Annotated in this window: 9 protein-coding genes, 2 pseudogenes and 1 riboswitch; of the genes and pseudogenes, 4 read left to right on the forward strand and 7 right to left on the reverse strand. The window is 72.4% G+C overall.

Annotated elements, in window-relative coordinates:
- Positions 1-10 precede the first annotated feature (10 nt).
- Positions 11-352: pseudogene (locus EAO76_RS08305) on the forward strand (glycosyltransferase); the annotation flags it as partial.
- Between the two features lie 116 nt (positions 353-468).
- Here the strand turns inward: EAO76_RS08305 and EAO76_RS08310 are convergent.
- Positions 469-1,555, reverse strand: a pseudogene (locus EAO76_RS08310) (glycosyltransferase family 4 protein); the annotation flags it as partial.
- 231 nt (positions 1,556-1,786) lie between these two features.
- On the opposite strand from EAO76_RS08310, the gene EAO76_RS08315 reads away from it, so the two are divergent.
- Together EAO76_RS08315 and EAO76_RS08320 are read left to right on the forward strand one after the other, a co-directional pair.
- Positions 1,787-2,398, forward strand: a complete 612-nt coding sequence (locus EAO76_RS08315) for a TetR family transcriptional regulator (protein WP_148834816.1) — start codon at positions 1,787-1,789, stop codon at positions 2,396-2,398.
- A gap of 106 nt (positions 2,399-2,504) precedes the next feature.
- Complete coding sequence (locus EAO76_RS08320; RefSeq protein ID WP_222872141.1) at positions 2,505-2,873, forward strand: DUF4190 domain-containing protein; 369 nt, start codon at positions 2,505-2,507, stop codon at positions 2,871-2,873.
- A 328-nt stretch (positions 2,874-3,201) separates the two neighbouring features.
- On the opposite strand, the gene EAO76_RS08325 is transcribed toward EAO76_RS08320, so the two are convergent.
- From EAO76_RS08325 to EAO76_RS08355, 6 genes are all read right to left on the reverse strand, one after another.
- A complete protein-coding gene (locus tag EAO76_RS08325) occupies positions 3,202-5,181 on the reverse strand; it encodes a GAF domain-containing protein (protein WP_148834820.1) in 1,980 nt (659 codons plus the stop codon).
- Between the two features lie 151 nt (positions 5,182-5,332).
- On the reverse strand, positions 5,333-5,803 hold the full coding sequence (locus EAO76_RS08330; RefSeq protein WP_148834822.1) for a hypothetical protein: 471 nt from the start codon (positions 5,801-5,803) through the stop codon (positions 5,333-5,335).
- Between the two features lie 464 nt (positions 5,804-6,267).
- On the reverse strand, positions 6,268-7,506 hold the full coding sequence (locus EAO76_RS08340; protein ID WP_148834824.1) for an IS701 family transposase: 1,239 nt from the start codon (positions 7,504-7,506) through the stop codon (positions 6,268-6,270).
- 52 nt (positions 7,507-7,558) lie between these two features.
- Positions 7,559-7,792 carry a ferredoxin gene (locus EAO76_RS08345; protein ID WP_148834826.1) on the reverse strand — a complete coding sequence of 78 codons (234 nt, stop codon included), beginning with the start codon at positions 7,790-7,792 and terminating at the stop codon, positions 7,559-7,561.
- Positions 7,792-9,255 (reverse strand): aldehyde dehydrogenase, encoded by a 1,464-nt coding sequence (locus EAO76_RS08350; RefSeq protein WP_148834829.1) that lies wholly within the window; start codon positions 9,253-9,255, stop codon positions 7,792-7,794. The genes EAO76_RS08345 and EAO76_RS08350 overlap by 1 nt, the downstream gene beginning before the upstream one ends.
- 166 nt (positions 9,256-9,421) lie before the next feature.
- Entirely contained in the window at positions 9,422-11,203 is a 1,782-nt protein-coding gene (locus tag EAO76_RS08355) for a protein kinase domain-containing protein (protein ID WP_262375310.1), read from the reverse strand.
- A 338-nt stretch (positions 11,204-11,541) separates the two neighbouring features.
- Here EAO76_RS08355 and EAO76_RS08360 point away from each other — a divergent pair, with 338 nt between their 5' ends.
- Entirely contained in the window at positions 11,542-12,582 is a 1,041-nt protein-coding gene (locus EAO76_RS08360; protein WP_148834831.1) for an MBL fold metallo-hydrolase, read from the forward strand.
- Positions 12,583-12,836: 254 nt separating this feature from the next.
- Positions 12,837-12,912, forward strand: a riboswitch (cobalamin riboswitch).
- The last annotated feature ends 119 nt before the right edge of the window (positions 12,913-13,031 follow it).

Here is a 13,031-nt window from a genome sequence, read left to right on the forward strand (position 1 = left end):
GGCGCACCTCGTGGTCGTCGGCAAGCGGGCCGAGGACGGACCCGTCGCGCAGGCCATCGAACGGCACGGCCTCCAAGGCGCCGTCGAGTTCGTCAAGGGCATCAGCGACGCCGAACTCGTCGACCTCGTGCGCGGCGCCCAGATCGCCTGCGTCCCCTCGCTGTACGAGGGCTTCTCGCTGCCCGCCGCCGAGGCCATGGCCACCGGCACGCCCCTGGTCGCCACCACCGGCGGCGCGATCCCCGAGGTCGCCGGACCCGACGGCGAGACCTGCCTGGCCGTGCCGCCCGCCGACCCCGGGGCCCTGGCCGACGCGCTCGGCCGGCTGCTCGCCGACCCGGAGCTGCGGGCCCGGCTCGGTGCCGCGGGCCGTGAGCGGGTGCTGTCCCGGTTCACCTGGAAGCAGGCCGCCATCGGCACCGCGGCCCTCTACCGCGAGGCGATCGCCGCCCGGTCCGGCGCCGGCCGCCGGCGCTCCGCCGGTGGTGGCGACCAGGGGCGTGCCGGTGGCCATGGCCTCGGCGGCGGGCAGCGAGAAGCCCTCGTACAGCGAGGGGACGCAGGCGATCTGGGCGCCGCGCACGAGGTCGACGAGTTCGGCGTCGCTGATGCCCTTGACGAACTCGACGGCGCCTTGGAGGCCGTGCCGTTCGATGGCCTGCGCGACGGGTCCGTCCTCGGCCCGCTTGCCGACGACCACGAGGTGCGCCCGCGGGTTGTCGGCGCGGAGCTTGGCGAGGGCGTCGACGAGGTGGACGAGGCCCTTCAGCGGGACGTCGGCGCTGGAGGTGGTGACGATCCGGCCGGGTATCTCGGCGACCGACGGGTCGGGGGACCACAGGTCGGTGTCGGCGCCGATGTGGACGACGTGGATGCGGTCCGGGCGCACCCCGAGGTGGTCGACGATCTCCTGCCGGGAGGAGCCGGAGACGGTGAGCACGGAGGGCAGTCGGCGCGCGACCCGCTTCTGCATGCGGGTGAAGCCGTACCAGCGGCGCACGGAGGCGCGGCGGCGGCGGGTCCCGGCGGCGTCGAGTTCCAGCTGCCGGTCGACGGTGATGGGGTGGTGGATCGTGGTGACGAGCGGGGCGCCGAGGTCGGCGAGCAGTCCGTAGCCGAGGGTCTGGTTGTCGTGGACGACGTCGAACTCGCCGCGGCGGGCGGCGAGGTGGCGCCGGGCACGCAGGCTGAAGGTGAGCGGTTCCGGGAAGCCGCCGGTCCACATGGTGGCGACCTCGGCGAGGTCGATCCAGTCGCGGTACTCGTCGCGCTTCGGGGTGCGGAACGGGTCCGGCTGGCGGTAGAGGTCCAGGCTCGGCAGCTCGGTGAGCGGGACGCCCTCGTCGAGCACCGGGTAAGGCTGGGCACCGATCACCTCGACGCCGTGGCCGAGCCGGGCGAGCTCACGGGCGAGGTGGCGGACGTAGACGCCCTGGCCGCCGCAGAAAGGATTGCCCTTGTAGGTGAGGAGTGCGATGCGCAACGGGCGGTCGTCGGCGGTGCCGGACGTGTTCGGGCCCGTACGGGGGCCCGACTCTATGGCCTCAGCGGTCACACTCGGCCCCCTTCATCACTGCGTTTCCGCCGGAGCGTAACCGCTCACGCTAATCTAGAACAAGTTTCAGACTGGATCGTTCAATGAGCTACGAATCTACCGGCAGGTAGCGTCGGTGCAACGGCCGGATCAGGTGATTCGCGCCACCACCGGGCCCCCTGGCATGCTGTCGCCGCCGGGAGACCGAGCGCCTCCCTCCGATCGCGGACAGCAGCCATGGATGGGGGACACATGACCGCGGAAGCCAGACCGGCGTTGCCGCCCCTGACCGAACGACAGGAGGCCCGCCGCCGCCGCATCCTGCACGCCAGCGCCCGGCTCGCCGGACGGGGCGGTTTCGAGGCGGTGCAGATGCGCGAGGTCGCGGAGGCCGCCGGGGTCGCGTTGGGCACCCTGTACCGCTACTTCCCCTCCAAGATCCATCTGCTGGTCGCCACCATGCAGGACCAGCTCCAGCACATGCACGCGACGCTGCACAAGCATCCCCCGGCCGGGGACGACGCGGCACAGCGGGTCGCCGACACCCTGATGCGGGCGTTCCGCGCGCTCCAGCGCGAGCCGCACCTGGCGGACGCGATGGTGCGGGCGCTGACCTTCGCGGACCGCAGCGTCAGCCCGGAGGTGGACACGGTCTCGCGGATCACCACGACGATCATCCTGGACGCGATGGGGCTGGAGCACCCGACGCCGGAGCAGCTCTCCGCGGTCCGGGTCATCGAGCACACCTGGCACTCGGCGCTGATCACCTGGCTGTCGGGGCGGGCGTCGATCGCCCAGGTGAAGATCGACATCGAGACGGTGTGCCGACTGATCGACGTGACCCGGCCGCCGGAAGAGCCCTGATCCCGGGGTTCGCCTTACCACACACTCCCTTCCCTCCGCAGCGCTTTCATCACATCCCCCTCACCTTTCTCTCCGAAAGGGCCACAGGTCGCTCCTTAACATGGGCATGACCAGCACCGATGGAGAGGAATACATGTCCGACCAGATGAACAACGCGGGTGTCGCGACGGGGACGCAGGCCCCGGGATACGCCGCCCAGCCCCCGGCCGGTCACGGGTACCCCATGGCCCCCCAACTCCCCAGCGGCAGGGCGACGGCCTCGATGGTGCTCGGCATCCTCGGCCTGGTCCTGATCCCGATCATCCTGCCGATCATCGCGCTGTGCCTCGGCATATCGGCCAAGCGCATGGCGGACCGGGGCGAGGGCGGCGGTCGCGGCCAGGCCGTCACGGGCATCGTGCTGGGCACCATCGGCATCGTCTTCGCCGCGATCGGCGCGACCGTGGCCACGATCCAGGCGGTCGGCGCGTTCTGACGCCCGTCCGCACGGACGCAGGGCTCCCGGCCGCACCCGGAAAGCCTCGCGACCGGTCCGGGGCGCTCTCGCCGGCCCCCGGGGCTTCCCGCCCCCGACTCCCGGTCGACGGCCCGGGACTCCCCCTCCGGGGCTCCCGGTCGACGACGCCCGGGACTTCCCCTTCCGATTCCGAGACCCCGGTCGCCAACGCCCGGGCCCCCTCTTCCGAGGCCCCGGTCAACGAAGCCCGGGACTTGCCCCCTTCCGATTCCGAGGCCGCTGGTCAACAGCGCCCGAGACCCCCGGTCACCGTTTCCGGCCGCCCGTCAGCGTTTCCGGCCGCCCGTCAGCGTTTCCGGCCGCCCGTCAGCAGATGCAGCCGCAGGGCGAGTTGGAGCTCCAGCGCCCGGCCGGGCTCGTTCCAGTCCGGCCCCAGCAGCGCCTGCACCCGGTCCAGCCGCTGCACGACCGTGTTGACGTGCACGTGGAGTTCGTCCTTGGCCCGGACGAGGCTGCCGCCGGACCCGAAGTAGGCGCCGAGGGTGCGCACCAGTTGGGTGCCGCGTCGCGCGTCGTACTCCAGCAGCGGCCCCAGCGTCGCCGCCACGAAACCGTCGACGTCCTGCGCGTTGCCCAGCACCACGCCCAGGAAGCCGAGTTCCTCGACGCAGGCCCCTTCCCCCGTGCGCCCCAGGACCCGCATGGCGTTCAGGCAGCGGGTGGCCTCCTGGTGGGCTCGGACCAGTTCCCGGACCCCGCCGGCCGGGCCCGCGGCGGCGACGGTGACGGGGGTCTGGGCCAGCTGCCCGAGCCGCTCCGCCGCGGCGCGGGCCGCGTCACCGGCCGCCGTCGCGTCGGCCGTCGTCAGCAGCACCACGCTGCCGGCGTGCTCCGCGGACACCCCGTGGACGTCGCCGCCGAACAGGTAGCGCACCGCGGCGGGGGCCAGCCGCTCCCGGGCACCGCCCTCGGCGACCTCGGCCACCAGCAACATGTGCGGGCGGTCGAGGTCGACGCCCAGGCGACGGCCGCGTTCGGCGAGGCCCTCCGGGTCGCGGTCGGCGCCCGTCAGCAGGTCGGTGATCAGCTCGCCGCGGACGCGGTTCTCGGTCTCGGCGACGGTGCGCCGCAGCAGCAGGAGCAGTCCGGTGACCACGGCGGCCCGTTCGTAGAGCCGCCGGTCGGAGTCGTCGAGCCGCCCGTCCCGGTGCAGGACCAGCCCGGCGAGGAGTTCCCGCCCGGCCAGGACCGCGCAGATCCACCGGCCGTCGCGGTGCACGGCCCGGGCGCCGGTACGGGACTCCTCGGCGGTCTCGGCCAGCCAGCCGGCGTCCATGGCGTCGGGGGTGAAGTCGGTGCCGTCGGGCCGGACGGCCGCCAGGGGACGCCCGGCCGGATCGTGGATGGTGAGCGGGGAGTCCAGCAGCCCGGCGACCGCCGCGGCGACGTCCTTGACCTCCCGGCCGCGCAGCACCAGGTCGGTCAGCCGGTCGTGGGACTCCTCGGCCCGTCGCATGGCCGCCGAGTGCTCCCGCACCGCCGCGTTCGCCTCGGCCAACTCCGCGTTGGTGAGGGCGAGTTCGTCCAGTGCGGAGCGGGTGTCGGCGAGCGCGCGGGCGGTGTCGATGGCGATCGCCGCGTGGGCGGCGAGCGAGCAGAGCAGGGCGACCTCGTCGGGGCTGAAGACCCGGGCGGCGCGGTCGGCGGCGAAGAGAACGCCGATGACCTTTCCCGTACCGCCCCGGCTGGACCCGAGCAGCAGCGGGACGCCCAGGATGGCGACGAGCCCCTCGTCCAGCACTCCGGCGTTGATGTTGGGGGTGTGGTGGAAGCGGTCGTCGGTGCGGTAGTCGGGGGTCGCGTACGGTCGCGCGGTCTGCGCCACCAGGCCGCCGAGCCCGTGCCCGAGTTCCAGCCGCAGCCGTTGGAAGACCACCGACACCGACCCGTCGGTGACCCGCATGTAGGTGTCCCCCGCCTCCTCGTCGGGGAGCGTGAGGTACGCGGTGTCCGTACCGAGCAGCATCCTGGCCCGGCGGACGATCGCCTTCAGCACCGCGTCCAGGTCGCGGGAGGCGGCGAGATCGCCCGCGGTGTCGAAGAGGGCGGTGAGCTGGAGCTCGCGCCGCCGGTGCTGCCGCAGGACGCCCCTGATCCGCAGCGCGGTGGCGGTGGCCCGCTCCACCTCGGCCAGGTCCCCCGGCGGCACCCCGTCCGCCCGCGCCTGCGAGGAGACGGCCCCCAGCGCCTCGGCGGGGGCGTCGTCGGCCAGCAGGTCGAGCAGACGGCGCAGATGGGGAGCGGCGGAGGCGGACGGTTCGGTCATGAGCGGTCGGCAATCGTCGGAAGCGGCGGGGGCACCGGCCGGCGCCCCCGCCGCGTTCGTACCCGCCCGACGGGCTCCGGCGCAAGACGCGGAGCGGGGTTTCCGCCCCGACCCACCGGGGCGCGGCGCAGCGTGGCAACGGAAAGGGCCCCTACCGCTCCGCGTCACCTCGCGCCCCGCCACCGGGCCAGAACTCGATCTTGCGAAGCCGCCAGATGTCTTCTTCCGGGCTCTTGCGGTAGAAGACGTTCGGCTGAATCGGCTCGCACAGCGCCATGAAGACATCCCCTTTGCGCAGGAATATCTCCTTCTCGAAGAGCGTCCCTCGACTCCTCCGCGCACGCACCACACGAAAGGTCAGGGTATGCGCCCCCGGAGAGAGGTCAACAAACTTCGGCCCCCTGAGCGTCGTCCCATCCTTGTGACAGAGCTCGACACCGCCGCGCTCGATCAGGACGATGGCCCATTTGAAAGTAAAACTGCGAAACGAGCTGCGCATATCCGCATGAAAGAGGAGTCCGGTCCTCCCGCGCCGGTTCGCACGCCCGAGAGCCGAACGAACACGCCGAGGAACTTTTTCGTCGTCGCCCAGGCAGGCCACTTCGAGCGGCTGCTTCTTCACTTCGCACCCCTTCCCGCACGCACCAATGCTCGACGAACACCCCGACCGGTCCGACCCCGGGGGCACATGGGCGAGGTGGCCCGTACCGGTTTCGTTCCGGTGCGGGCCACCTCGGCGGGAGCCGGTCGGGGCGGCTCCTAGGGCCTTCCGTTTGGATCAGGCCGGATCAGTGAGCGGGGTCCGGTGCGTGCGATCGCAAGGCGGAGGAGGGAGACAATGGCGGAGCCCTGGCGAGTGACGACAACGCGGCGAGCGATGGGGTCTCCCCCTGCTCGAGCGCAGCCGAGAGCTCGGGGAAGTACCGGGGCACGCGAGCCCGGCATGATCCAAACGAAAGGTCCTAGTAGTGCTTCGTTAGGTTCTGCGTCTGCTCTGGTTGCGGGGCAGGGGGCGGTTGCAGGTGGTGCAGGTGCCGTTCCAGCCCTTCAGCAGGCCCTGGAGGACGTCCAGGACCTGGTAAAGGGTCAGGCCGGCATGGGGACTTTTGGGTCGAGCCGCCGCAGGGTGAGGAAGGCCTGGGCGGCGGTGACCAGGGTGACGTGGTGGTGCCAGCCGCGCCAGGTGCGGCCCTCGAAGTGGTCCAGGCCCAGGCCGTGCTTGAGTTCGCGGTAGTCGTGTTCGATGCGCCAGCGCATCTTCGCCCACCGCACCAGGTCGGCAACGGGAGTCTCGGGCGGCAGGTTCGATATCCAGAAACCCGTCGGCCCGTCCTGGTCCGCAGGCCATTCCACCAAGACGGTGGACGGGGGCAGGACGCCGTTCCATTGGTTGCGTCCGCCGCCTGCCGCTTGGGCGGCGGCCAGGGACTGCTTGCCCGCCGGGCGAACGGCCAGTACCGCGAACCGTGAGGTCATCGTGCCTTTACTGCCCTGTCGCCAGGCCACCTCAGCAAAGTGGTCGGCGGCAGCAGCCTCGGCAGCGTGGGCGGTAAGTGCTCGCGGCGTCGTCCGGTAACGGGCAAGCGTCGGTGGGCCCAGTCCTCCGTAATCCGGCTGGTGGGGCTCGATGTCCAGCTCGTGGGCGACTTCTTTCCCGGTCAGTGCCAGCACGTAGGACAGGCCCCGTTCCTCCAGGCCATGGCGGAAGGGGGTGCTGACGCCGTAACCCGCATCCGCGACCACGACCGGGGCTTTCAGCCCCCACTCGCCCACGTTGTCCAGCAGCCTGAGCGCGAGGCGCCATTTCTCCTGGTGGACGATGTCGTCGGGGACGCCGGCCCGGCGGCAGCGGCCCGGCTCGTCCGTCCACTCCCGGGGCAGATACAACTGCCAGTCCAGCGGACACGACGCGGTGTCGGTGGCAGCATGGACACTGACCGCGACCTGACAGTTCGCCCGCTTCCCGAGTGCTCCGCAGTACTGACGGGCCACCCCGGCAGAGGCGCGGCCACACTTGGGAAACGACACATCGTCGATCACCCACACCTGCGGTCTGATCACCTCCGACAGCCGCCGGGCGATCCGCCGCCGAACCGGCAACGGATCCCACGGCGACTGGCTCACGAACTGCTGCAGAGCCTGCATGTTCCCGTCCGGCAACCGCTCGGCCATCGGCTGGATCGACTTACGCCGCCCGTCCAGCATCAGACCCCGCAGATAACACGCACCCCACCGGCGCTGATCCTGCCGCGGCAACGACCCGAACACATCACCCACGAACTCCGCCAACTCGTCTCGGAGCCGCTCGACATCCCCCAGTTTCACCCCCTGATGATGCCCACCACCAGGCAAGATCACTCAAGGTAACGAAGCACTACTAGTCCTCCGGTGGGAACACCGCCTCCCCCGTCGCGGTCAGGGTGATCGCGATCGCCTCGACCGGGCAGCCCTCGGCGGCGGCCAGGACGCCTTCGTCGGCGTCGGTCTCGGGGGACGAGGGGCGGGACTGGCGGGCGGAGTCCAGGGCGAAGCCGCTCGGGGCGTGGTTCACGCACAGGCCGGAGCCGATGCAGATTCCCCGGTCGACCTCCACGGTCCAGCGGTCCCCCATCACGCACCGCCCTCGTAGCCGGCGGGCAGGTGGATCATCTTGTGCTCGAAGTACTCGCCGTAGCCCTCGGGGCCGAACTCCCGTCCCAGGCCGGAGTTCTTGTAGCCGCCGAACGGGCCGAGCATGTCGAGGCTGAAGGTGTTCACGCTGTACGTGCCCGTACGGACCCGGCGGGCGATGTCGATGCCGTGCTCGGTGTCGGCGGTCCAGACGCTGCCGCTGAGCCCGTAGTCGGAGTCGTTGGCGATCCGTACCGCCTCGTCCTCGTCGCCGTACGGCAGCAGGCAGATGACGGGGCCGAAGATCTCCTCGCGGGCGATGCGCATGGAGTTGTCGACGTCGCCGAAGAGGGTCGGTTCGACGTACCAGCCCCGCTCCTGGGAGGCCGGACGGCCACCGCCGGTGAGGATCTTGGCGCCCTCGTCCTGACCGATCCGGATGTAGTCGAGCGAGCGCTGCTGCTGGCGCCGGGCGACGAGGGGGCCGAGCTCCGTGGCCGGGTCGAGCGGGTCGCCGACCTTCAGCGCGCCCGCCGCCGCGGCGAACGCCTCGGCCGTCTCGTCGTAGCGGGAACGCGGTACGAGGATGCGGGTCTGGGCCACGCACGCCTGGCCGTTGATCATCCAGGCGAAGGGGACGATGCCGGCGACGGCGGTGTCCAGGTCGGCGTCCGGGAGGATCACCGCGGCGGACTTGCCGCCCAGTTCCAGCGTGACGCGGGTGAGGTTGCGGGAGGCCACCTCCATCACCCGGCGCCCGGCGGCGACGGACCCGGTGAACGACACCTTGTCGACGCCCGGGTGCCCGACCAGGTACTCGCTGACCTCCCGGTCGGCCGGCAGGATCGACAGCACCCCCTCCGGCAGCCCGGCCTCGGCGGCGATCTCGGCCAGCAGGTAGGCGTCCAGCGGGGATTCGGGCGAGACCTTGAGGATCGCGGAGCAGCCGGCCAGCAGCGCGGGCGCGAGCTTGGCGGCGGCGGTGAACTGCGGGACGTTCCACGGCACCACCGCCGCGACCACCCCCACCGGCTCCCGGCGCACCAGCAGCGGCCCGAGCACCCCGCCCCGCCGCTCCTCGTACGGGAAGGTGCGGGCGACGGTGATCGCCGCGTCCCACACCATCATCGCGGCGAGCGCCTGCACCATGACGCTCGATGTGTACGGGGTGCCGTTCTGCGCGCTGATGACCCGGGCGATCTCCTCGTACCGGACGGCGAAGGCGTCCTTGATCCGGGTCACCACCGCGATCCGCTCGTCCAGGGACATCCGCGGCCACGGCCCCTCGTCGAACGCCCGCCGCGCGGCGGCGACGGCCCGGTCCACGTCGGCCTCGCAGGCGTGCGGCACGCGCCCGATGACCTGCTCGGTGTGGGGCGAGACGACCTCGATGACGTCCCGGCCCAGCGGGTCGACCAACTCCCCGCCGATGAACAGTTTTCCGTGTTCGACAAGCTCGGTCATGGCTGCTGCCTCCCGCGAACCGGCGCGACATCTGACTATCCGTCAAAACTGATACCAGTTCCAGTTCCAGGAGTCCACGGGTGCGCACGGTACGGGACGGCCCCGCGGGGACCGTGGTCCGGAGCGACCGGGCACGCCCTGCGGCGGACCGGGGCAGCCGAAGGATTCAGCCCTGGACGCTCACCGGTCTGGGGCCGTGGACCAACTCGTCCGCGTAGTCGTGCACCCCGTCCGCCACCCTGATCTCGACGTACGAACCCCCGGAGAAGACCCAGTAGTTGTTCCGCTCGCCCGGCACCTGGACGGCCGCGTCGATCCTTTTCCGGAAGGCGGCGTGCATCGCGAAGCTCCCCCTCCAGTCGTCGAGCGGCTGCCAGTCCTTCACCAGCCTGCCTCCGGGGCCGGTGCCGTCCGGCCCGTACCGGGCGTACCGGCTCCCCGAGAACACCCAGAAATCCCGCACGCCCTCGTCCGGCACCGGCATCAGCGCGTCGATGACGGCCGATGAGCCGGACCCGAGCCCGAAGCCGTTCTCCCAGTCGCCGAGCGGCTCCGGGTCCGCCAGCCGGCTGTCGTTGTACGTCTCGTTCTCGACGCCGATCCGGATGTACCGCGCCCCCGAGAAGACCCAGTACTCGCCGGCGTACCCCGGGACCGGCAGCACCGCGTCGATCTTCTCGGTGAAGCCCTTCAGGCCATTGAAGGCTCCGCTCCAGTTGCTGATCGGCTTGGGCCCGATGTCCCGCCGGAACCGCTTGTTCGCATCCGACGCGTCGACCCGCACGTACTGGTCCCCGTAGAACAGCCAGAGCACCCGTGAACCGTCCGGGGCGGACATCGCCGCGCCGACGGGGAGCTTCTTGAGCGTCGCGGAGGACGGCGCCCCGGGGGCGGCCGCCGGGTGCGACGCCGTCGGGTCCGAGGCCGTCGGGGTCGGTCTGCCGGTGGGTCCCGCGTCGGCCTCGGTCCCGTCGCCCCGCCACAGCCGGCTCACCGCGAAACCGGCGCCGGCCCCTCCCGCGAGCGCGAGGCCGGCCGAGAGCACCGCCCGGCGGGACGGCCGGCGGCGCGCGCCCTCCGACCGGACCGTCGTGTCGTGCGGCGGGGCTCCGGGCGTGGGCCCGGAGCCCGGCGCGGTGGCCAGTGGGCGCAGCAGGTCGGCCGCCCGGGCCGCGGTCGGCCGGTCGGCCGGATTCTTGCTCAGCAGGGCCTCGAGCACCGGGGCCAACGGCCCCGCACCGGCCGGGATCTCCGGCTCCTCCCGCATCACGGCGTGCAGGACCGCGGCGGGCTCCGAGCGGGCGAAGGGGGAACGGCCGGTCAGCAGCGCGCACAGGGTGGCGCCCAGCGAGAAGAGGTCGCTGGGCGGCCCCGCCGGGCGGTCGCTCAGGCGTTCCGGCGCGATGAAGTCCAGGGTGCCGATCACCCCGCCGGGCGTGGTGAGCGACGCGGTGTCGGCGAGCGCCACGATGCCGAAGTCGCAGAGCACGACGCCGCCGCCGTCCCGCATCAGGACGTTGGCCGGCTTCACGTCCCGGTGCAGTGCGCCGATGGCGTGCACCGCGTCGAGCGCGGCGAGCAGCTGGAGGCCGACCCCGGCGACCCGGGACGGGGGCATCGGACCGAGCTCGGCGACGTGTTCGGCCAGCGAGCGGCCCTTCACCAGCTCCATCACCACCCACAGCCGGTCCTCGTGGTCCACGAGGTCGTAGACGTTGACCACGTTGGGGTGGGAGATCCCGGCGATGGCACGCGCCTCGCGGTGCGCCCGTCGCGCGCGCTTGGCGAACTCCTCGGCGCCCGCCCGCAGATGCACCTCCTTGATCGCCACGGAGCGCTTCAGGAGCTGGTCGGTGGCGCGCCACACGGTGCCCATGCCGCCGCTGCCGAGGTGTTCGAGCAGGAGGTACCGCCCGGCGATCACTTGCTGTCGCGTATCGTCGCCCACCCGCTCAAGGTAGCCGACCGTGACGTCCGGCACAGTGACCGTTCGAGGCTCAACCAACGCCGCTTCGGCCAAAGTTGACGCGTCCCGGCCGTCCGGTGAACGGTCCCGGGCCGCCCTGCGACCGCCCCCCGGTCGCCCGGCGTCCGGACGTGCCCGTCCGCCCTCCGTCCCGGCGGACAAGATGGTCGACCGGGGCTACCAATGGAACAGGTTCTCGTTACAGTGGGCTCGGCGCACCGCACAGCCGTACGTCCGGTACGCCGTCGTACGTCCGGTACTCAGGCACGCCGTTGTACGTCCGGTACGCCGACCAGGCCGCGGAGAGACGGGGGAAGCCCATGACTCAGGTGACCGATCACGGCGGGGGTGTGCACAGCATCAAGGTGCCGATCCCGGACAACCCGCTGGGCCACACCCTCGTGCACGTCCTCGACACCGACCGCGGACCGGTCCTGATCGACACCGGCTGGGACGACCCCGGGGCGTGGGACACGCTCACCGCCGGGCTGACCGCCGTGGGGACCGACGTCGGCGAGATCCACGGGGTGGTCATCACCCACCACCACCCCGACCACCACGGCCTGTCCGGGCAGGTGCGCGAGGCGTCGGGGGCCTGGATCGCCATGCACCCGGCGGACACCGAGATCGTGCGCCGCACCCGCGAGTCGGAACCCGGCACCTGGCTGACGTACCTCGTGGGCAAGCTCACCGCCGTCGGGGCGCCCGAGGAGCACCTCGCGCCGCTGCGGGCCGCCGCGGCCGGGAGGAGCGCGATGAGCACCCTGCCCGGACTGCGGGCCGCGCTCCCGGACCGGGAGATCGTGCCCGGCGAGCTGCTGGACCTGGCGGGGCGGCGGCTGCGGGCCGTCTGGACGCCCGGCCACACGCCGGGGCACGTCTGCCTGCACCTGGAGGAGGAGCATCCGGGGAACCTGCCGGGCCGGGGCCGGCTCTTCTCCGGGGACCACCTGCTGCCGGGGATCAGCCCGCACATCGGGCTGTACGAGGACCCTGACGACGTCACGGTCACCGATCCCCTCGGCGACTACTTCGCCTCGCTGGAGCGCGTCGGCCGGCTCGGGGTCGCCGAGGTGCTGCCCGCGCACCAGCACGCGTTCACCGACGCGGCGGGCCGGGTGCGCGAGCTCCTCGACCATCACGAGGAGCGGCTGGCCGGGCTGCTCGGGCTGCTGTCCGTTCCGCTGACCCCGTGGGAGCTGGCCGAGCGGATGGAGTGGAACCGGCCGTGGGCGCAGATCCCGTACGGCTCGCGCAACATCGCGGTCTCCGAGGCCGAGGCGCATCTGCGGCGGCTGGTGAAACTGGGGCGCGCGGAGGCGGTGGCGGGCAGCGAGCCGGTGAGGTACGTCGCGGTGTGAGGGGCCCAGCAGTCCGAGGGGCCCGCGGAGCGAGGGCCCCTCGGCGCCCTGCGGCACCTCGCGCTGTCTGCGGCATCTCGCACTGTCCCGCGGCGCCCCGCGATGTGAACGCCCCGCAGCTCCTCGCGGTCCCTCGCGGCGCGAGGAGCCCCGTCCCGCGCGGGGCCCCGCGGTGTGAGCAACGGGGCACGGGACGGGCCGGAGGCCGTCCCGGGGCGCCCGGTAGAGTGGGCGGGTCGTCATCATGCCCGTTCAGGGGGAAGCCGGTGCGAATCCGGCACTGACCGCGCAGCCGTGAGCCGTCGTCGCAGGCGGTGAGTCGGAATGCCCTGTCCGAGGTCGTGACCGGCTCGCGCCACCGGACCCCCGGTGGCCGGCACCGTCGAGGTATACGGGGCCGAGCCCGGTGCCTGAGCGTGCCTGTGCCCGGTTCCGCACCAGGAGAGGCC

Origin of the sequence: Streptomyces sp. sk2.1 (assembly GCF_008120935.1) — a bacterium.
In the GTDB taxonomy this organism is placed as follows: Bacteria; Actinomycetota; Actinomycetes; order Streptomycetales; family Streptomycetaceae; genus Streptomyces.